The sequence below is a fragment of the Alteromonas sp. AWQ4_252 genome, assembly GCF_056158205.1.
Genome location: NZ_JBSWSV010000001.1, coordinates 4,587,046 through 4,608,485, shown reverse-complemented (window position 1 = coordinate 4,608,485; position 21,440 = coordinate 4,587,046). Strand labels below are relative to the sequence as shown.

Here is a 21,440-nt window from a genome sequence, read left to right as displayed (position 1 = left end):
TAGCATGTCTACTTTTATTCTCGCGTTTGGTTTTTTCCTGACAATGGTGTTGGCCATGGCCATCGGGTACCTGGTTCAGAAAAAGTCTATATCGGGAAGTTGTGGTGGCTTAGGCGCGCTTGGTATTGATAAAGCTTGCGATTGTCCTGAACCCTGCGATAGAAAAAAAGCGCGTACTGAGCGAGAAGAAGCCCGGCAGAAGCGTATAGCCGAATGGAAAGATAACCAAATTATGTAACAAGAGTAAGCGCGTTTTGGCGCGCTTATTTACTTTGCTCTCGCACCTTCATTTGCGCCCGCAAATTTGTCATGTGACTTTATCCCTTTTTGTCGTAAAATGCTGTTTGAATATACAGTGTTGGATGTGTAGTGAAAAAAATCATTCACGTCGATATGGATTGTTTCTACGCAGCTGTGGAAATGCGTGACAACCCTTCATTAACTCATAAACCCATCGCAATCGGCGGCAGTGCTGACAGGCGAGGGGTGATCTCGACCTGTAATTACCCGGCAAGAAAATACGGTGTTCGTTCTGCCATGGCCACAGCATATGCTAAACGGCTGTGTCCGGACTTAATTCTGGTAAAAGGGCGTATGGACGTGTATGTCAAAGAGAGCCAGAAGATCCGCGATATTTTTTCCGACTACACACATCTTGTTGAGCCTTTATCTTTGGATGAAGCTTACCTTGACGTGACAAATACAAAATTATTCAACGGCAGCGCTACGCTTATAGCCGAGGATATCAGGCGGCGCATAAAGGCTGAATTGAACCTCACCGCTTCTGCCGGTGTTGCGCCTTGTAAATTTGTTGCGAAAGTTGCCAGTGATGAGAATAAGCCGGATGGCATTTGTGTAATTACGCCAGACAAACTGGATAGCTTTGTAAAAACCATGCCTCTGGCGAAAATACCCGGTGTTGGCAAAGTCACGCAGCAAAAACTAGAGCGTCTTGGCTTGAATACCTGTGCCGATGTACGCAAGTACCCGTTTGAGCGACTACAAAAGGAGTTGGGAAAGTTTGGCACTGTGCTGTGGAATCGGGCACATGGTGTGGACGAACGTGAGGTAAATGTTAGCCGGGAGCGGAAATCCATAGGTGTTGAACGCACATTTAGTGAAGATTTACACACATTAGATGCCTGTAAGGAAGTCATGCCTATGTTGTGGGAAAAGCTTCAGGAGAGAATAGAAAGCTACCAGGCAAAGTCTGGTGCCAGCCGTTGTGCTATCCGTTCACAAGGCGTTAAACTCAAGTTCAGCGACTTTCAGCAGACCACCGTAGAGCATCGTCATCATGATATCGATGAGGCTTTCTTTTACACCTTACTTGAAGAAGCCTGGCAAAGGTCACGGGGCCGTGGCGTGAGATTAGTGGGTATTCATCTCGGACTGGCCGATGATGTACCCATACAACAACTTAGACTTCCGTTAGAGGATGAGCAATGACAGATGATGTGAAACCAGGGCTGTACCGACACTACAAGGGTAATTATTACACCGTTGTGGGTGTTGCTACACATTCTGAAGACGAATCAAAATTAGTGGTTTATCGGCCTGAATATGGTGACAAAGCGCTGTGGGTAAGGCCATATGACATGTTTTGCGAAAGCGTCACTGTGGACGGGGTCGTCACGCCCCGTTTCGCTTTTATACAGGAATAGTTCTTAATAAGCTGCTATGTAGGGGCGCCAGACACAAGACGCCCTTATTCACTCAGCGAACGTTTGCATCATATACCTTTTCACCTGCTAACCAGGTTTGTAATACCGTCGTTTTCCAAAGTGCGCTCGCAGGTACGGTAAATATATCCTGATCAACCAATATGAAATCTGCCCACTTGCCTGGGGTCAATGTGCCTAAGGTATCTTCCATGTGCGCCGCATAAGCCGCATCCAGTGTAAAACCCCGAAAGGCTTGTTCAATTGTCATCGCTTCATGGGCATACCAGCCTTGCACCGGTTGATTGTTTCTGTCCTGCCGAGTCACAGCTGCGTGAATACCGAAGAATGGGTTAGCAAGTTCCACGGGGAAATCAGAACCAAGGGGGAGGGCAATGCCGGATTTCAACAGTGTTTGCCAAGCGTAAGCACCTTTCATTCTTTCTTTTCCGAGGCGGTCCTCGGCCATGTTCTTATCACTGGTAGCATGAGTTGGCTGCATTGATGGCAGCACATTGAGCTGTGCAAATCGCTGCAAATCGTTAACGTCAATGATCTGTGCGTGTTCGATACGGTTGCGCAGTGCCTTACCGCCTTCCGTTTTATAAGTTTTTTCGAATTGATTCAGAGCCATATGATTGGCTTTATCGCCAATAGCGTGAAAGTTTAATTGAAACCCTGAGCCAATGACCTTTGTGAACAGGGCATCCATATCTTCAGGCTGTGTGAGTAAAAGACCAGATTGGTGCGGATCGTCGGAATATGGTTGTAGCAGTGCAGCTCCCCGGCTTCCAAGCGCACCATCTCCGTAGGCTTTGACACTGCGGATATAAAGAAAGTCATCAGGACTGCGAACCGGGCCAATATCCAGCATTTGGCCAAGGGTTGGGTCTGTAGCACTTATCATGGCATAAATACGTACAGGCAGATCTTGCTGGGTGGCCTTGGCCAAATAGAAGTCGTAAACGCTGTGGGGCACGCCTGCATCGTGCATGGCTGTAATTCCCTGGGCGAGAAGGTGTTGTCCGGCGGCATCCAGTTGCGCATTGTAAAGCGCGGCCGATTGTGAGGGCATCACACTTTCAATAAGGCCCATAGCGTTGTCAATCAGTACGCCTGTGGGAATGCCTTCTGCGTCTTTAACGATGACGCCACCCACAGGGTCAGGAGTGTCGGCGTTGATATTAGCCAACGCCAACGCTTTGCTATTGGCCCAACCTGCGTGACCATCAACCCGGTAAAGCAAGACGGGCTTGTCTGCAATTTTTTCATCGAGAATTGCAGCGCTGGGGAAAGCCCTGTCAGGCCAAAATTCCTGATTCCATCCGCCACCGATTATCCAGGCTTGATTGGGGTTTGCAAAGGCGTACTCTGCAGTCAGTCGGGCTGCGTCCTTAGCTGACTGACTTTCCCTTACATCTACTTCCAGCAAACTTGCACCGAGACCAAGTAAATGTCCGTGAGCATCAATTAACCCTGGCAGCATGACTTTTCCATGCCCATTGATAACTTCACCTGCAGTCGTCGTCGTTGGGTCGAGCTGTTTTACTTTGCCATCTTCAATGAGTACGGCATTGAAACGCACAAGAGAGCCTGATTCGATTAACGTGTACCCATTGACATTTTTCACTAGTTTGGTGGTTGCCAACACACTAAAAGACAACAAAAGTCCTAGTAACAACACTCCTTTATGCACGAGCTTTTTCATTGTTATTCCTCTTCGTTTTGTTCGGTAATGTTTGGTGGCTGCAACAAGTAATCTGTCTGCCAAACTTTTTGCATTGTCGCCTGGCTAATATTTCCGCCGGTCAGTATTACAATTGCAGTTTGTTCAGGGGGCGAGTTCACTGCCCAGGCGGCAACAGCAGCCATGCTCATGGCGCTGGTTGGCTCCACGTGAAGTTTTAACAGGTGTTGTAACCACTGAGTCCAGTAGGCAATTTGTTCTTCGTTTACTTCGTAGAAATCATCGAGTTGTTGTAGCAATGGGAATGTATGCAACCCCACTGAGGGCGTTGCCGCACCGTCAGCCAAAGTATTGGGTGCGCTGGCAAGTGTTTCAATCACGCCGCTTTGCAAAGAGCGCGCGGCATCGTTTGCTTCCAGTGGTTCTGCGCCTATGACTTTAGCTTCAGGCTGAAGATGGCGAGCAGCGAGTAACGTGCCACTTAATACTCCACCACCACCGCAGGGGGCGAAAATGGCATCCACTTTGCCGGCGTCTTCGAGTGCCTCAAGACAGGCAGTGCCTTGGCCGGCAATGATATCCGGGTGATTGTAGGGAGGGATCCACACCGTCCCAGGGTCCTTCGCCGCTTCTTCTACGGCAGCATCCGCCTCAGGGCGAGAGGAGAATAGTTTCAGTTTTGCGCCATACGCTTGTGTGGCCGCAGCCTTAACCGGTGAAATAGTTTCGGTAGCGAAGATGCACGAGGGAATACCAAACTGGTTGGCAGCGTAGGCAACTGCCTGGGCATGATTGCCTGAGCTATTTGCCACTATGCGTTGGGGTAATTCGCCCTTTTCCTGTAAACATTTCAGAAAATTAGTGGCCCCGCGAAGTTTGAAAGCACCGGTACGTTGTAAGCATTCTGCCTTGAATAAGATGCGCTGTCCGAGCCACCGGTTTAGCAAACTACTTTCCAATAAAGGCGTTCTGGCAACACAGCCTGATAGTCGATTAGCTGCAGCGTAAATGTCGTCCATAGTAGGCTGTGAAGTGGTACTCAAAACGATATCCTTATTGGTTTGTTGATGCGAATCGTTACCCTATCATTGTTTATAACAGCCGGCGAATTAATAAAAATGTCACACCGAGCCTGTATCGTCATTTATATTTATTAAGATCAAACTTTTCCATGCCCCGAGAGAGAAAGAACAGAATTTACCTGTTGCCGTTTTTTCTGTTCATCATGTTAAGCAGTATATTCGTAAGTTCGGGTGTATACCTTATTCAGGACGACCTTGAATCGCGGAAATCTAAAGCCGAGTCATTGGCTCGCCAGGTAGAGAACAGTATGTCGCTCTTCGCTAAAGAGCGAAGACAGGCAATGATTAACCTTATGCAAAGTTGGCCTGCATTTTCTGCCAACGATATAGACTGGTTTAATGCGCAAGCTGTTTCCCTAATGAATATGCAGTATGGTTATACTTCTCTAGCCGTGACTGATGTACAAGGTAACGTTCGGTGGATTACCCTGCCAAACAGCCAGGGGCTATCAAGCACCGGTTTCTCTATGATGAGCACACCGCTGAGGGATTTAGGTCTTACATCATTTACAGTATCTGACGACTTCCACAGTTCGCTCATTCAATCCGGGGAAGGTGGCCATTTCTTCTTAGTTTATTCAAGAGCCATTAGCCCACAGGAAGCTCATCTGGGTTTTCTTATTGCAAGCTTTGATATCAGTGAAATTCTGGATGAGATCATTGGAGATCTAGTCGGTCCGCAATTTAATTTTATGATCCTCGATGGACAGCAGCATTTGCTCGAAGAAGGTGAGTTTGAAGACGACGGTTCAACGGTCATTGCTGAGGGGATCGACTTTCTCGGTCGTCAGTGGACTCTACATATTCAAAGTCAGCCGGGCAGATTCAACGCAGGTTGGCTAATTGCTATTGTCGGCATTGCAATGTCTTTGCTGGTGAGTTGGGTATTGCACAAACAATTGAAAAGTGCATTAAATTTAGCAATGAGTCAGCGTCGCTATCAAACTGCCAGCGATGCGGCGCTCGATGGACTAATGATTTATCAATCAATTGATGATGATTTTCTCTTACTTGAAGCAAATAAAGTAAGTTATCAGCTATTTCCGCAATTAAGCCGTCAAGGGGCAGAGAAATCGCTGAAACGTCACCTTAATAGTCTTGAACATGGCACGCTGATAGAAAAAGCGTTTGATGTTTTTAGATCTGGTGAACATCACGAAGCCTATCTACATACGGAAAGTAAGGCCACGGAGGCCGAGTGGCTCAAAGTCCAAATGGTAAAAGCGGAGTCAACGCTTGCTATAACTGTCCGGGATGTGTCAGAGCGATTTCGGGCCCGTATGGCCCTGCAGAAAAGTGAAGAGCGTTACCGGCGGCTTGTGGATAATATGCACCGACACTTTGTATACACAAAAACCCCGGACAACCAGTTTGTTTATGTGAGTGCAGGTTTACAAACCATTCTTGGCTTTGAAGAGAGAGAGTTCTGCCGTCGGTCTCAACAGCTAATTCAACAGGTTCCTGATAATTACGGATCCATCAGCGATCAAATTAAAAAGGGAGAAAAGCCTGAGCCTTACTTAGTCCATTTTAAGAGCAGTGATGAGAAGGTATGTATTATTGAATTTACCGACACACCAATTTGTTCAAAAAATGGTGATTTGACAGCTGTGGAGGGCATAGCCCGGGATGTCACCAAAGAGCAGGTATTGCAAGACGAAGTCGCGTATCAGGCCAGCCATGATCAACTCACCGGGTTGATGAATCGTTATGCTTTTGATAATGAGCTTCGACAATTTTTAGAAAGTGTGGAGCAGGATGATCAATTCGGCGTAATGTGCTTTATCGATATGGACCGATTTAAACTGGTTAATGATAGTTGTGGGCACCCCGCGGGAGATAAATTGCTTAAAGAAGTGGCTAATTTGTTTCGTCAGCAGGTCACTGAACAAGAACTTTTAGCGCGCATCGGTGGCGATGAGTTCTGTATTATATTTCGAAACCAGAATCTGACTACGGTTACCACAAAGCTCGATAGCATACTGAAAGCAATCTCCTGCTACCGTTTTATTCATGACAACAGGTTATTTTACGTAGGGGCCAGTATTGGTGTGATCCCAATAGAAAAGGGCAGTGGTACCGTCGCTCAACTCATTAAAGCTGCGGACAACGCTTGTTATCAGGCAAAATATGAGGGACGGAATCGTTACTTTATCCACAGAAACCACGAAGATACTGACGGTTTGTCCAGTGAGAGTAACGTTCTAAACGTACTGAACACTGCAGTCCAGAGCGGCAGGTTTGAATTGTACAGCCAAACTATTATGCCCATGAATAAGGGTAATGGTGAGCTGGCGCACTATGAAATTTTACTGCGTCTTCCTGATGGGAATGGAGGGTTGATTAGTCCCGCGCTGTTTATCCCACTGGCGGAGAGACATGGCTTAATGAACAAGATCGACTGGTGGGTTGTAGACAATACGCTTAAAATTCTGGAAGCTCACCCAGCCCATGTTGACCAGTTAGGGAAAGTTGCTATCAACCTGTCAGGGCTCACGTTAGGTGATAACGAACAATTACAGAGAATAGTTGAGCGTGTCGACCGTTCCACTGTGCCCCCGGAAAAAATCTGTTTCGAGATAACCGAAACCACAGCCGTTACTAATATTGGTGCTGCCAAGCATTTTATGCAAACACTGAAAACCAAAGGATGTCGTTTCGCACTGGATGATTTCGGAGCGGGTATGTCTTCGTTCACCTATCTTAAAAATCTCGATGTGGATTATGTGAAAATAGATGGGTCTTTTGTCAGAAACATGGCTCGTGACAGTATTGATCACGAAACAGTCAAAGCCATCAGTGCGATTGCCCATAGTATGGGAAAGCAAACAATTGCGGAATTCGTTGCCGACCAGGAAACCTGTGACGCATTACGGGAGTTGAAGGTTGACTACGGGCAGGGATATGCCTTGGGCAAACCTATACCATTGAAGCATCGCCTGACACCGCCTAATAATGTTACTCTTTTACGGGCATGATGATTACAAGGAACTATTATGGGTTTATTTGATGCATTATTAGGTAACGCGAGTGAAACTGATATCACTGTGGTGGCTGAAGAATTGGCTCCGGTACTCTCGCCGAGTGAAAGTGTTGTAAGTGCTTACAAACTTGTCAGGGACTTAGTGGTATTCACCAGCGGTCGTTTGATATTAATCGACAAGCAAGGCATTACCGGGCGAAAAGTTAATTACCATTCTATACCGTACAAATCGATAACACAGTTTGTGGTGGAAACCGCAGGTCACTTTGATACAGACTCAGAGCTCAAAATATGGGTGTCCGGGCAATCACAAGCTATTGAAATTGAACTAAGTAAAAATGCTGCACAGGGTGTTCAGCAAGCTCTGGCGACACAGTTGTTCGGATAGAAACGTTTTCACGTGAATAATTGAAAAGGGCTGCGAATGCAGCCCTTTTTTCGTAAGTCCGCTATTCTTTTTCCGGGTGCAAATTGCGATTGAAAAAGCGGGTAATGGTGTTGTACAGGTGAATACCTGTTTGTTTTCCACGAATACTGTGTTTCTTGCCTGGGTAGTCCATAGTCTCAAACGGTATCGCTAAGTCCTGAAGGTGCTTATACAACTTGGTGCTATGAGTGAACAGAACGTTGTCGTCTGCCATGCCATGGTAAATAAGCAGTTCACCCTTCAAATCCTTTGCATAGGGAAAGACACTGGATGCCGTATAGGCGTCATCGTCAGTGTTGGGGTTACCCATATAACGTTCGGTGTAGTGAGTATCGTAAAGGCGCCAGTCAGTAACAGGAGCTCCTGATACGCCAGCAGCAAAATAATCACCAGCTTTAAACATGCTCATTAGCGTCATGTAACCGCCATAACTGTGGCCATATACACCAATGCGGGTTTCATCCACATAGGGCAGAGTACGTAAAAATTTAACGCCAGCTACCTGGTCGTCGACTTCCACAGTACCCATTTTTTTGAAAATAGGATCTTCAAACGCTTTACCCCGGTAGTTTGAGCCCCGGTTGTCGATGCTAAATACTACATAACCCTGGTCCACCCAATGCTGCATGAGTAACCCTCGGTTGCCTCCCCAGCTATTAGTTACTACCTGTGCGTGAGGGCCACCATATAAATACACGATCACGGGGTTTTTCTTTTTCATATTTTCGGGCTTGTACAAGCGATAATACAAGGTGGCGTTGTCATCGGTGGTGATGGTGCCAAAATCGGGCTTAACCCAGCTATCCTGATAAGCGTAAAGCGGATGCGTTTCGTCTATGGCATTTTCTTCCAGCCAGGTAATGTGTTCGCCGCTCGCCCGGTGTAAACTCACCTGTGGCGGCTGATTGACGGTGGATACCGTGTCAACGTAAATTGAAGCGTCTTTCGCGAATGCAATACCGTGGAAACCGGCTTGGGTAGATACTTTTTCAATAGCATTCGTAGTGAGATCCACACTGTACAAGTGCCTTTCCAGTGGTGTGTCTTTGCGGCCGGTGAAATAGAGCTTATTAGCACTAAGATCCACTGCTTCCAGTTCATCAACCACCCATTCACCTTTGGTTAATTGCTTAACTAAAGAACCGTCGTTGTTATACAAATAAAGATGTTTGAATCCGTCGCGTTCAGATGCCCAGATAAATTGCTTCCGACTCGTTAGAAAAGTTAAGTCATCGTGCAGGTTAACCCATGTGTCACTGCGTTCAGACAACAACACTGAAGATTGCTTGCCAGCTATATCGAAGCTGCGCAGCTCGAGTAATTGCTGGTCGCGACTTTGCCACTGATAGGTAAATACGGTTGGTGACATCCACTGGCCACGCGCCAGGTAGATATCTTTTTCTTTACCCAGGTCAACCCATTCACGGGCACCGGTCTCAATGGCTTGTATTGCCAGCGTAATGGCTACGTTGGGCGTGCCTGCTGCGGGGTACTTCTGTTCAATTGTTTTAATACTTTCTGCATAAATCTCTGAACGAGTAATGATGTCCACAGGCGCTTCGTCAACTCGCGTAAAAGCGATGTGGCTTTCATCAGGTGACCACCAGTAACCCGTCATCCTACTCATTTCTTCCTGGGCAACAAACTCGGCCATCCCGTACTTGATGTCGCCACCACCGTCTTCTGTTATGGCGACTTCTTTGCCGCTGGCTATGTGTTTGATATACAAGTTTTGGTCGCGGATGAAAGAAATGTAATTCCCTTTTGGAGATAATTTGATATCAGTTTCAAAAGCATCCGTATTTAATAATTGTTTCGCGCCATTTTTTCCCAATTCGTGGTAAAACACATCACCACCCATTGGGAAAAGTAATGCTTTGCCATCTTTCGACCACTGATAGCTCACAATGCCAGAACCGGAAAGGCGCATGCGCTCACGACGGGCTTTTTCTTCGTCAGACAATTCGGCGGCACCCTGTTGTAGTGCGGTGGAGTCGAATAACATACGGGTTTCGCCTGACGGGATGTGGTACTCCCACAAATCGAGTTGATTGTAGTCAGCTTTCTTACCCTTTAAGAAAGTTACCCGTTGTCCGTCTGGTGAGACTTGCAAATTGCGTGGTGCATCACCGTCTAATGATGGAGACGCAAAGATGCGATCAATAGTGAGCTCTTTGGCGTGAAGTACAGAACTGAGCATAAGGGCTCCGATGAGTAGCGTTTTTTTCATTATATTTTAAACGTTTTTTAAGTTGTCAATTAGGTGAATAAACAGGATGACACAAGGTGAGTCGTAATAAAACAGCTTTAGTTTTAGGTGCAACCGGCCTCGTGGGACAAGCGCTTGTCAGGCAATTACTTGTCGACCCAAGATATGATGCCATTACTTTATTGATACGCAAGCCACTGCCGTCCCGTATGTTTGTTGATCCGCTGAAAAAACTATCGCCAATGGTTATCGATTTTACGCAATTTCAGGATTATCAGGGTTATTTCAGTGTGAAGCATGTTTACTGTTGTCTGGGCACAACGCTTAAACAAGCAGGGTCGAAATCAGCCTTTCGAAAAGTGGATTTTGAATATGTTCATGTTGCGGCTCAATTAGCAAGAGCCCAGCGAGCAGACAGTTTCGTTTGGATTTCTTCGGTGGGTGCTGATGCCAAAAGTAATAACTTCTATCTTCGCGTAAAGGGTGAGTTGGAAGATGCCATTATGCGCATGCCTCAGCTTCCTAATGCTTCTGCAGTGCGACCGTCTTTGCTGCTAGATGAACGGCTCGATGCCCGGTTAATGGAGGATATTGCGAAAAAATTGGCACCTCTGTGGGGAACGGTAATGCGCGGCCCTTTGGCGAAATATAAACCCGTTCGAGCCGCTGAAGTGGCCAGAAAAATGATATCACTGCAGGTGTTTTAATGGCGAAAGGTTTCCAGTGTAAGCAGTTTTTTGTCGCCCAGGAGCATTGTGCGATGAAAGTGGGCACCGACAGTCTCATATTGGGCAGCTGGGCGCAGCCAGAGCAAGCATCAAGAATATTGGATGCGGGAACGGGCACTGGAATTCTTGCCCTGATGATGGCACAAAAATATCCGGCTGCTCATATCACGGCAATTGATATTGACCATGCCGCCGTATTGCAGGCTAAAGACAATGTCGCAGCTTCACCCTGGGCGGAGCGCATAGCAGTAGAAGCGAGTGACATAAAAGATCTTCGTGTCTCAAGTGGCTTCGATATTGTGGTTTGTAACCCACCTTACTTCCAACAGGCAACCTCACATACTCAAGCGTATGGAGCTGCAAAAAGAAACCGTTTGTTAGCAAGGCATGATGATGCACTCACCCCCCAACAGCTATTTTTACACTGTTCGCGACTGCTTTGCGCCACAGGCAAGATATATTGCGTTTATCCTGCTGCACGTGATGAAGAGATTGTTGCTGCGGCCTTGTCATTTGGATTGCATTTAAGACAACGCTTGAGTGTTCAGGCTACCCCGCAACACGCAACGTATCTGCACGGCTTTTGTTTTTCATTTCAATTGGGTGAATGTATCGAGCAGGGGCTGACAATACGAAACACGGATCATCGTTACACAGCAGAATACAAAGCCCTGTGTGTTGATTTTTACCTGAATTTTTAACTTTTTTTTAATGTAAGTTATAAGAAAAAATAAGTTTTCGACAAAAGTTGAATTTACCCTTGTCCCTATATTGACGATAATTTAGTCAGAATTAATTGGGGAAGCTCGATGTACGTTGAATCATTACCTTTTACTGAGGCTACAGAAAATGCTCTTGCAGGCTATCATGTAAGAGATGATAGCACCCCGTCGTTTGATGACGCAGTCTCGCATTACAATAATTTGTGGCAGACTCGCTTGGCTATATTTCGCGATGCAGAGCGTGCTGTTCAAAAAGCGAAGCGGTTGATGGCTATTTCAATGATCGTTATAGTAGTAAGCCTAAGTATTCTGTATTTTTCACTCAACGTTGCGCCAGTGCCCTCTGACTGGCTGTTTGTTATTGAATGCGTTGCTCTCGTTACAGGCTTATTAGCAGTACCCGCCAGTTTTTTGTTGTTGAAAGAGCAGCGCCGTCATCGTGATGCTTTGTCGAGGCGCTTTTACGAAAGCAACCACGAAGTTGATGTCACAGACAGTCACCTACGTTTAATTAACAGAGGGAATTACGCAGTCGTTACAAGAGTGCCACTTTTGGGACGCTAATTTGAAGGCTTCACGGCAACACGGCGGGCAATTTTGGTCGCCGACGCTTTTTTTTGTTTTTGGTCTCTTTATACTCAGTCTTCTTCTCGTTGCACCAATGGATGCATTTTCGCAATTATTAGTGTCCTTGGTGTTGTTGTTTTGCATCAGACTGTGCAATTTGGAATCTACGGCCTATCACCGTTGGCGATATGTATTCAGGTTGCTGGCGATATTTTTGGGCCTTGCACTTACTGTCCGGTACATTCTCTGGCGGGGCATGTATACCCTCACTGCCACAGACTGGGTGTCACTGATTGCAGTCTGGTTACTGTTTTTGGCGGAAGTCTATGCTGCCCTCACTCATATCCTTGGTTGTATTGTTAACGCGTTTCCCCTTCAGCGGCCACTTAAGTCTATTAAATCTATACCCGCAGAGGCGCTTCCTACGGTAGACATCCTCATTCCCTCCTATAACGAAGCTGAAGCCATTTTAGAAGTGACAATTCGTGCAGCGAAAATGCTGAATTATCCGCAGGACAAAGTAAATGTACATTTGCTGGACGACGGCAGTACCACGGAGAAGCTGACCCAAAGCGATGAGATTGCAGCTACAGCCGCCAAAGTACGGCGCAAAGCCATGCAGGCCATGTGTAAACGGCTGGGAGCAAAATACCATACCCGTGATAAAAATGAGTTTGCTAAAGCAGGAAACGTTAATGCGGCCCTGGCTAATACCGAAGGTGAGCTAGTTGTTATTTTGGATGCAGACCACGTACCTACCATTGACTTTCTCGATCATACCGTGCCCTGGTTAGTGGAGAATGAAAAAGTGTTTTTGGTTCAAACGCCTCATTTTATGGCAAATCCTGACCCGGTGGAGCGCAACTATTTTTCCGCATTTAGCCGTATGCCCTCAGAAAATGACATGTTCTACGGCACGATTCAAAAAGGTCTTGATTATTGGTCTGCTTCTTTTTTCTGTGGCTCGGCTGCAGTGATCAGACGCGCCCACCTGGAATTGGTTGATGGATTGTCGGGGGAATCCATAACAGAAGATGCTGAAACGGCTTTTGATTTGCATGCAATGGGTTATGAATCTGTTTACGTGGACAGACCTATGGTAAGTGGACTAGCGCCAGAAACCTTCGATGCTTTCATTCAGCAACGCATGCGTTGGGCCCAGGGTATGACGCAAATTTTGCTCCTAAAAAAGCCGTTTTTGGACAGAAAATTGAGCTGGCATCAACGGGTTGGTTACATGAGCTCGATCTTGTTCTGGCTATTTCCCTTCGCCCGAATTATTTTCTTGCTAATGCCACTGGCATATCTCGTATTCGGCATGCAGGTGTATCACGCTTCATTGACCGAGATTGCTGCTTTCACATTGCCCCACGTAATTGCTACTTATATGTTGTCGACCATGCTATTTGGTAAAACGCGATGGCCAATGGTTTCAGAACTATACGAAATTTTGCAATGTGTTTTCACATTACGGGCCTTGCTAAGAGTTTTCCGCAATCCCAAGGCGCCGTCTTTTGTTGTGACACCGAAGGGACAGAGTTTGGCCAGCACATTTATCTCTCCGCTGTCTGGCGTGTTTTATGCTTTGTTAGCGCTACTCACCGTTGCCACTGTGGCAGGGGTAATGAAAATGATATCAGAACCGTTAACTCGTGAGCTAACGGCTGTAGTCCTTGCCTGGAATTCGTTTAATTTACTCTTGTTATTCAGTGTGATGGGTGTGTTGGTAGAGAAAAGGCAAATACGGGAGCAAGCAAGACTTCCTGCCAGTGATCACATCCGGTTGATTGCTGACGACGGGGAGAGTGCCTGGACCGGCCATTTAATAGATTTATCTTTGGGAGGGGCAAAGTCGCGCCTCGACGCGATTAATTGTCCGTTACCTGAAACAGTTACCTTGCTGGTAGACAGAAAAGGTGACGTAGGCAAAATTAGGTTACCCTGTAAAATCGTTACAGTAAGCCCTGAGGAGCACGAGGTGAGGTTTAGCTTCCTGCAAACGTCAGACAATATCGATGATATCATTCGTTTCGTAATGGGTGACAGTCGGCGCTGGCAAAGCTTTCAACGTCGTCGCACCCGTTCTATATCCTACTGGTTTGGGGTTCGACATGTATTAAAAATGAGTGTTCGACCTGCATTTCTCCACTTCTGGTTTCACAGTCGTCAATTTTGGCAAAAACATTCAGGGAAAGGTAATTTATCGTGATAACACGTCTTCTTTTTGTTGTTTTCAGTGCGCTGTTTGTTGCTTATTGTGCGCAAGCAGAGAACTATCGTATGCGGATCTCTGACTTCTATGCCGGCGATAGCGTTGTCCGCCTGCAGGGCAGTGTCGCTGAGTTGAACGTATCAGTGCCGCTTGCTGGTGGTCACACTGTTACCGATGCCTGGCTTGACTTACGTGCGGTCCATTCCATCGCCCTAGTCCAGCAGCGCTCAGTACTTAGTGTGCGCTTCAATAATGCCACTATTGGACAGATTGCCCTTGATCCAGCGAACCCGAATAAAAACCCTATGATTGCATTACCGGCGGAGCTTTGGCGTGAGGGGTACAATACGCTGACATTTGCGGTTAGCCAGCATTATGCTAACCAGTGTGTGGATGGTGCAGCACCAGAATTGTGGACCGAATTGGATTTATACCGTTCTTCACTCGTTGTTGAAACTACCCGTGAAGACAACATCATGACACTGGCAGAACTCAGCGATATGTTTAGCCCGGGTATTGGCCGCCAAACGACTGTCAGCTTGCTTTCAGCAGATAATGCAGCGACCTCTGTTATGCTGAAGGCTTTACCCACCGTCGCTCAAGCACTGGCGCTGCGGGCTGAATATCAACCACTGCAATTTCATTTTCAGCATCTACCTATTCGCCCTCAGGAGCCTGGACTACCTCAGGGCCAAGTACTGAAAAGTGATGACCGCGAAGCGCTTTTACAAAGCAGCTATTATCTCAATCGCGAAGAAGAAGGTGTTCACGTATTGGTGGGCACCAGTGCCGAGTTAAGGGAGTACCTAAGCGAAGAAACATTTAATCGTATTAAAGGGGCTTATCTGGGCGTAGAGAAAACGCCGGAAATTCGGTTTACTGACGGTACATTGTATGTATCGTCCCGGCATCGCCTGATAGTGTCGGGTACCCAGGAACGTGAAGTACTCATGGCCGCAGAGGCCCTTGCGCTAATGGACGATGTGCTGAACCCCAATAGCCATACCATTATTGATGGTTTTGAGTATGCCAGTGATACTTTGCCGCTCTCTGTTGATACCCTGATTCCCGGGGGCAGTTACTCACTGGGAGACATGGGAGATGGGGGCGCAGATTTTCGAGGAGAACGCGCTTTTGAAAAACAGGTTGAGTTTACACTGCCTGCCGATTTCTATGTGCCTGAAAGTGCAACACTTGAAATCTATTTAGATTTTGCTTATGGCGCTGGTTTTGGGCCCGGTTCGGCAATGAATATTGAGGTGAATGGCGAATTGGTTCACGGGTTGCCTTTGGCAAACGTCAATGGGCAATCTTTTCGAAACTATCAGCTCAATATACCAGCTCGGCATCTCAAAGGCGGTCGGAATAACATTGCGGTGGACGTAACTATGCGTCCGCCTGTGGCCGACGTGGCCTGCGATGATATACCCGGCAAGTATTTGCACTTTCAGCTTCTGCCCACAAGCCGTGTAGAGATCCCCAAGGCAGGAAGTGTTGCCAGACAACCTGATTTGCGGTTGCTTGCTGAAACAGCCTATCCTATGGCTCAGGTTAATGGGGCAGGGCATGCTGATGTTTATCTCAGCTCTGACGAACTGATTGATTCGGGCCTGACACTTGTCGGCAAACTAGCGCAATCAGCCGGCACGCTTATACCTTCTCTACAATTACATCGCAAGATACCTGCGGTAACCACCAATTCTGCCTTTGTTCTGGCAACACCCGATGCAATGCCAACAGGTTACGGTAAGGCTTTTCACGCTACAATACAGGACACGAAAAGATGGCCTTACCGGTTGCAAAATTTGCTTCACAATCGCCTGCGTTCAGCTGCGGAGAACAAAGAGCATGACGGTGCGCTGATGCATGGCGTCACTGCTCAGCAAAGTGAGTTGGGGGCGTTGGGGCTGTTACTCGCACAAGAAAATCCCCATAGTGAAAATACCGGTACTGTTTTTATTCTTGCCGCGGACACCGCAGAAACTATGTTAGCGCGTACGACAGATTTGATTTCCCCCGCAATTTGGGGGCAATTAGGCGGAGATTTCATTGTTTGGGAAAATAAAGAAAAACCCTCACTGGTCATGCAAGTTGCAGATGTGTATGTGATTGGCGCGTACGACGATGTCTGGTTAGAAACTCGAATGTGGCTAACAAATCATCCCTGGTACTGGCTGATAGCCTTCATTGCCATTGCTATATTTTGCGCATTATTAGCGTTCTGGCTACTGCGTCGTAGAAACAAAAAGATCCAGACGCAATGGTAAAGTACTGGCAATTTTTTAGCGCCTTATTCGCGTGCTTAACGTTAGTCGCATGTGACTCCCCGCCCACATCGCCATTTGAGGAAGCCTGGGAACGCTACCATTCCCGCTTTTATGACAATGGTCGTATTGTAGACACAGGCAATGACAATGTATCGCACTCTGAAGGGCAGGGATACGGAATGCTCTTTGCCGTTGCTGCAGATGACAAGCCCCGGTTTGAAAGACTGTGGGAATGGACTCAGTCGCGGTTACAGCGAGCCGATAACCTCTTTAGCTGGCGATACAGACCGTGCCCAGCCGCTGACAGAAGTTGTGTTGACGATCTAAACAACGCTTCAGATGGTGAGATTTTAATAGCGTGGGCGCTATTAAAAGCTGCAAAAAAATGGGACGCGCCGCACTACCGCAAACACGCCATGGCAATTATTAATGCATTGCGAAAAACTGTGATCCTTGCCAGACATGGCGAAGTGCTTCTATTGCCTGGAGAAAAGGGATTTGTTTATCCCAATGGCGATGTGCAGGTGAATTTGTCGTACTGGGTATTCCCTGCTTTTCACGCATTTGCAGAAGTTACCGGCGATGCTGTTTGGGACGATGTCGCTATTTCCGGCATCGCGCTTATCGCTAAAAGCGAAGCTCAGTGGCAAATCTCCCCGGATTGGCTGCGGGTTACCGAGAGCGGTATTTCTCTTGATGAAGTCGTGTCACCTGACTTTGGCTTCAATGCCTGTCGTATCCCGCTACATTTGGCCTGGCAGGGAGTTGATATTAGTCTCGCAAAGCCCTTTTTGAGTTACTGGGATGGAGGGCGTGCACCCGCAACATGGAATTTGCAAACCGGTGATAAGGCCTCATATCCCATGACACCTGGTATGGTTGCCGTAAATGCGGCGGTAACTGCGCTTTACCTGGTGCGTAAGCCCGAGCAATTAGAAATGTCCAATTCTCTAAACCTTCACGATGATATGGATTACTTTTCTGCCAGTCTGGTAATGCTTAGTTTGCTGGCGCTCGAAGAAAGGGGGCGATGATGAGATGGTTTCGAGTTGGGCAATTTGCTGCAACCATAGCGTTATACGTGACTATGCCCAGTGTCTCTCACGGAGCCACCGAGCCTGATACTACAGGGGTCTGGTATCATATCAGGCATCAACAGTTATCGCTTGCTAACGCAGAATATGAGCGTTTACAACAACGTCATCCCGAGTGGGCACCGTCGAAGGCATTAAAAGATGCAATGCACCTGATGAATAATCCGTTACCTGCAAAGCCAAAGCTCAAGCCTGCTCAGTCGGACCCTACAGAAAGTCTGTTAGGTGAGCTTGCTAAAATGTCCGATACACAGTGGTTATCGGTACCTGAAACAACTATCGAGCAGGCGAGGAATAATGCTGAGCAGCAAGGGGATGATGAAAGTTTGCTGCTGATGGGCTGGATATATATGGCGCGCAACCAGTTGGATACAGCGAAGCGGCTTTTCTCTAAAGTGAGTAGCGGCAGCGCTAAACCCCGGGCTGATGCACTGGCAGCTGTTACCGACGCCCAGGCCTACGAAGCGTTTAAAAGCAACAACTGGCAAGCGATAGATACCTTGTTAAAACAAGCGCCCAAGCAGATGAGAGGGCAGGTTGTAGCACGAGGTTGGCAGGCGCTGGAGCAAGGTAATTACGACACCGCGTTGAAACTGTTTGATAAAGTCTCTCATGTTTACGGCAAAACGCTGGCACTGAGTGCTGCGGGGGAACAACAAAAGGCGATGGCACTGGCATGTAGTCACGACGAGGCTGAGCTAAATGAATGGTGTATTAACGCGTTGGCCTCTGAGCAAGTGAAGCATTATACAACCGGCGCTTTTGAGAAGAGTGCTGATGCAGCCCGAGCACTGGCTGAGCGTGGTGGCTTAACCGATGAGCGTAAGGCGCTGTTCGGTTGGACACTTCAGGCCATGAACGATAGCGAAGAAGCTCAACAGGTATTTTTACAATTGCTAGCTGCCGCACCCGATAATGAGAGTTATCAGAATGGTATGCTTAGTGCCTTTGGCTACAACGCAGAACGTTTAGCGCCTTTTGCATCAACAATGCCATTTGTCGAGCGCTTCATCGCTCGACAGCACGGTGAAATAGGTTGGTTGCGCAAACAATTCGATTTAGCGATACGTTACAAAGGGTCATTGGTTGAAGAGGCTACAGAACGCTCCATGCAGTTTTATAGTGGCGCAGCGGCAAGAAATCGAAGCGGTGAACGTGGGTTAGGGAATCTTGATGAACACAAGGGCTATATCGGCGCGGCGCTCATGTGGCAGCGTGCTCGTCTGGATGTGAACCTGCAGTATGAAAGTGTTTTCAGTGGTACTCCCAACCAGGGAAGTTGGTTTGGAAGTGAGTTGCGGGATAACAGTCCTTTTTTGGGTGATGCCAAACAGGCAGGAGAGGGCGTTATGGTGCGCTACTCCCGCCAGGAAACTGACTGGACCTGGTATGGGGCTTTAGGATACAGACTTCTTGATCAACCCGTTTCAACACGTCTAACAGGTGCACTAAGCGGCACATGGTATCAACCCGATTCGCTGATATCCGTGATGGCATATAGAGAGCGAAAGGACGATAGCTTATTAAGTCAAACAGGCACCTGGGAAAACGGCCCTGATAGGGGAGATGAGCAAGCCTGGGGCGGAGTTCTGCAAACCGGAATACGCGCGCTGGGTGTTTGGACTATCAAGCCTGATTGGGCTGTGGCTATTTCAACTGACGCCGCCGTGCTTGACGGAGAGCGTGTGGATGACAATGCCATGTATGCAGTTCGGGCAGACCTCAATTACGATATTGCCAGTCATGTGTGGCAGAAAATGGATTATTTTCGCGTTGGCCCTTATATCAGCTGGCAATCATACAAGCATGATTTGAGTGCCTTTACAGTAGGGCATGGTGGCTATTTCAGTCCGCAGCAATTTTTGAGTTTGGGTGGTGCTGCTGAGCTTCTTACTCTTGAAGCTGAAAAATGGCAGGTTCGGGCGCGAAGCGGTGTGGGCTGGAGCCACATTAAACAAGAAGGTAACGTGCGTTTTCCATTGTTATCTACAGGCAGCAATATTCCTGCTTTTACACAACGTGGTTTTAATGCTGAGATGATGATAGAAGGTCAGTATCAACTTTCAAAACACTGGTCAGTTGCTGCTTATTTCAGCCGTGCTCATGCGGTAGCTTATCAAGCCAGCTATGCTGGCATTGAGGTGCGCTGGTATGCAAATAACAGAAGTGGCGTTACCAGTGATATGCTTATTGGTAGTAACCCGGCGCTAAAGGGCTATGCGTTTTGATGAGCGAGAACGCAAGCCCAATAGACCTAATACCGAAGCAAACAGAATTGCTGTAGCAGGCTCATTTACATTAAAAGTAATATCACCAAAGCGATAGTCATTAATTTGCCCGGTTTCAGTGCCCGAGGGAGAAGTAAGGCTTTTTACGATAAAGTTACCGTCAATGTGCCCGTTGTAAAATACTGTATCAGCAAGGGGAGCGAGGATGCTTCCTTTAACCGCAATGCTACTGAGGCTCAGTGATGTAGCGTCGACAAAGTTGAACAGGACGTTGTTTGTGTAAGTGCCATCATGGCGGATAACGCCAGGCTGATTGTCAATGATTTTAGAGCCGTCCGCACCATAGAAACCCGTATTAAATAACGACACATTGTCGCCTGTGACATTAATAATATTGAGGCTGTCTGTGCTGAAATTAAAATGAATACTCTTGTCTGCTGCCGAGAGGGTGGCGGCGTCAATGGAAAATATGTTGAAATCGCTGGTACCGGTAAAATCGATACTCCATACGTCCACACCATTGCCATTGATGGTCGTAGATGCTGTATCTGGCATGGCCCCCCAAAGTGATGAGGTACTCAATAAGTCGGCATTGATTGCGCCGAAGTCAAAAGACGTATCCTGATAAAACTGATGCGTATTGTTAGTGTCGTTAATGTCGTAAAGGCCAACTGAAGCGTCAATATCAATGTTACCCGCGGCAACCGCATCACCGTTGTAAATACGCGCATCACGAACAGTTGCATCTCCACCCACAGTAATAATGTTTTTTCCGCTGTTATCCGGTACTTCCAGTCCAAACCCATAATGTTGGGCAGTTAGATCGCCGCCGACGGCCAACGTGCCTTCCACATCTGAATGGCTGGCAGTCATGTTCTGGAGAATATACGCGTTAAAATCAAATGCCTGATTCAATACTACCGGAGCAGCATTAACGCTTGCGGTGCAAGATACAAGCGTAAGGAACAATACTTTGAGGCTGAATTTACCCATAAAGAAACCCGAATAGGAAAAGCAACACAAACGTGCTACCAGACAGTTTGTAGAATTGTATGATACTTAGGCAAAAATGACCACTCTAACCAGCGTACGATTGACGTTAATACAAAAAAACGCGGCAAAAGCCGCGTTTTTAAGTTTATTTAGTATTAGTCGAACTTAGGAATCTTTTACCAGTACTGAGACTTTCTCAATACCAGCAATTTTCACCTGGTTCATTACTTCAACAACAATACCGTGTTCGGTATCTTGATCAGCCTGAATCGCAGCAGAATCAGTGTTGTTTTCAGCAAGAAAAGTTTGCGCGTTTGCAACAACACGGCGGATGTCTACTTCACGGCCACCCATGCTAATCACACCGTTCGCATCAATACGGATAGAAAGGGATCTTGAAGGCTGATTATTATTCGACTTGTTATCGTCCGGACGATTTACGTCCAGTCCTTTCTCTTTCACAAAAGAGGTGGTAACAATGAAGAAGATCAACATGATGAACACGATGTCCAACATGGGGGTCATGTCAATCTGTGCCTCGTCATCGGCACTGGTATGCTTTTTTCTTTTCATCTCGTAG

At 47.1% G+C, this 21,440-nt stretch carries 17 protein-coding genes; 12 read left to right on the top strand and 5 right to left on the bottom strand.

The window, feature by feature from the left end:
• Positions 1 to 4 precede the first annotated feature (4 nt).
• The 3 genes from nqrM to ACXACM_RS20150 all read left to right on the top strand — a co-directional run bounded on the left by nqrM (position 5) and on the right by ACXACM_RS20150 (position 1,664).
• On the top strand, positions 5 to 238 hold the full coding sequence (gene nqrM / locus ACXACM_RS20160; protein ID WP_474824125.1) for a (Na+)-NQR maturation NqrM: 234 nt from the start codon (positions 5 to 7) through the stop codon (positions 236 to 238).
• A 131-nt stretch (positions 239 to 369) separates the two neighbouring features.
• Positions 370 to 1,449: a DNA polymerase IV gene (gene dinB / locus ACXACM_RS20155; protein WP_474824123.1), complete on the top strand. Its 1,080-nt coding sequence runs from the start codon at positions 370 to 372 to the stop codon at positions 1,447 to 1,449.
• On the top strand, positions 1,446 to 1,664 hold the full coding sequence (locus tag ACXACM_RS20150; protein WP_474824121.1) for a DUF1653 domain-containing protein: 219 nt from the start codon (positions 1,446 to 1,448) through the stop codon (positions 1,662 to 1,664). The genes dinB and ACXACM_RS20150 overlap by 4 nt, the downstream gene beginning before the upstream one ends.
• A gap of 52 nt (positions 1,665 to 1,716) precedes the next feature.
• Here ACXACM_RS20150 and ACXACM_RS20145 read toward each other — a convergent pair whose 3' ends face one another.
• Positions 1,717 to 3,369 carry an amidohydrolase gene (locus ACXACM_RS20145; protein ID WP_474824119.1) on the bottom strand — a complete coding sequence of 551 codons (1,653 nt, stop codon included), beginning with the start codon at positions 3,367 to 3,369 and terminating at the stop codon, positions 1,717 to 1,719.
• Positions 3,370 to 3,371: 2 nt separating this feature from the next.
• The gene (locus ACXACM_RS20140) at positions 3,372 to 4,367 is read right to left on the bottom strand and encodes a serine/threonine dehydratase (RefSeq protein ID WP_474824432.1); all 996 of its coding nucleotides are present in this window, start codon (positions 4,365 to 4,367) and stop codon (positions 3,372 to 3,374) included.
• A 206-nt stretch (positions 4,368 to 4,573) separates the two neighbouring features.
• Here ACXACM_RS20140 and ACXACM_RS20135 point away from each other — a divergent pair, with 206 nt between their 5' ends.
• Together ACXACM_RS20135 and ACXACM_RS20130 are read left to right on the top strand one after the other, a co-directional pair.
• On the top strand, positions 4,574 to 7,408 hold the full coding sequence (locus tag ACXACM_RS20135) for a bifunctional diguanylate cyclase/phosphodiesterase (RefSeq protein WP_474824117.1): 2,835 nt from the start codon (positions 4,574 to 4,576) through the stop codon (positions 7,406 to 7,408).
• Between the two features lie 18 nt (positions 7,409 to 7,426).
• The gene (locus tag ACXACM_RS20130) at positions 7,427 to 7,801 is read left to right on the top strand and encodes a PH domain-containing protein (RefSeq protein WP_474824115.1); all 375 of its coding nucleotides are present in this window, start codon (positions 7,427 to 7,429) and stop codon (positions 7,799 to 7,801) included.
• 61 nt (positions 7,802 to 7,862) lie between these two features.
• Here the strand turns inward: ACXACM_RS20130 and ACXACM_RS20125 are convergent, their stop codons facing one another.
• On the bottom strand, positions 7,863 to 10,070 hold the full coding sequence (locus tag ACXACM_RS20125) for a S9 family peptidase (RefSeq protein WP_474824114.1): 2,208 nt from the start codon (positions 10,068 to 10,070) through the stop codon (positions 7,863 to 7,865).
• Positions 10,071 to 10,126: 56 nt separating this feature from the next.
• Between ACXACM_RS20125 and ACXACM_RS20120 the strand changes: the two genes are divergently transcribed.
• From ACXACM_RS20120 to ACXACM_RS20090, 7 genes are all read left to right on the top strand, one after another.
• Positions 10,127 to 10,756 carry an NAD(P)H-binding protein gene (locus ACXACM_RS20120; RefSeq protein ID WP_474824112.1) on the top strand — a complete coding sequence of 210 codons (630 nt, stop codon included), beginning with the start codon at positions 10,127 to 10,129 and terminating at the stop codon, positions 10,754 to 10,756.
• Positions 10,756 to 11,478 carry a tRNA1(Val) (adenine(37)-N6)-methyltransferase gene (locus ACXACM_RS20115; protein ID WP_474824110.1) on the top strand — a complete coding sequence of 241 codons (723 nt, stop codon included), beginning with the start codon at positions 10,756 to 10,758 and terminating at the stop codon, positions 11,476 to 11,478. The genes ACXACM_RS20120 and ACXACM_RS20115 overlap by 1 nt, the downstream gene beginning before the upstream one ends.
• A 108-nt stretch (positions 11,479 to 11,586) precedes the next feature.
• Entirely contained in the window at positions 11,587 to 12,063 is a 477-nt protein-coding gene (locus tag ACXACM_RS20110; protein WP_474824108.1) for a hypothetical protein, read from the top strand.
• Position 12,064: 1 nt separating this feature from the next.
• On the top strand, positions 12,065 to 14,275 hold the full coding sequence (gene bcsA, locus ACXACM_RS20105; RefSeq protein WP_474824106.1) for a UDP-forming cellulose synthase catalytic subunit: 2,211 nt from the start codon (positions 12,065 to 12,067) through the stop codon (positions 14,273 to 14,275).
• Complete coding sequence (locus tag ACXACM_RS20100) at positions 14,272 to 16,545, top strand: cellulose biosynthesis cyclic di-GMP-binding regulatory protein BcsB (protein WP_474824104.1); 2,274 nt, start codon at positions 14,272 to 14,274, stop codon at positions 16,543 to 16,545. Before bcsA ends, ACXACM_RS20100 begins: the two co-directional genes overlap by 4 nt.
• Positions 16,539 to 17,579, top strand: coding sequence for a family 8 glycosyl hydrolase (locus ACXACM_RS20095; protein ID WP_474824102.1), 1,041 nt, complete (start codon positions 16,539 to 16,541; stop codon positions 17,577 to 17,579). Before ACXACM_RS20100 ends, ACXACM_RS20095 begins: the two co-directional genes overlap by 7 nt.
• A complete protein-coding gene (locus ACXACM_RS20090) occupies positions 17,579 to 19,867 on the top strand; it encodes a cellulose synthase subunit BcsC-related outer membrane protein (protein WP_474824100.1) in 2,289 nt (762 codons plus the stop codon). Before ACXACM_RS20095 ends, ACXACM_RS20090 begins: the two co-directional genes overlap by 1 nt.
• Here ACXACM_RS20090 and ACXACM_RS20085 read toward each other — a convergent pair.
• Both ACXACM_RS20085 and ACXACM_RS20080 read right to left on the bottom strand, forming a co-directional pair.
• A complete protein-coding gene (locus ACXACM_RS20085; protein WP_474824098.1) occupies positions 19,847 to 20,860 on the bottom strand; it encodes a choice-of-anchor A family protein in 1,014 nt (337 codons plus the stop codon). The two genes, ACXACM_RS20090 and ACXACM_RS20085, sit on opposite strands and share 21 nt — an antisense overlap.
• Before the next feature lie 165 nt (positions 20,861 to 21,025).
• The gene (locus ACXACM_RS20080; protein ID WP_474824096.1) at positions 21,026 to 21,433 is read right to left on the bottom strand and encodes an ExbD/TolR family protein; all 408 of its coding nucleotides are present in this window, start codon (positions 21,431 to 21,433) and stop codon (positions 21,026 to 21,028) included.
• Positions 21,434 to 21,440 lie beyond the last annotated feature (7 nt).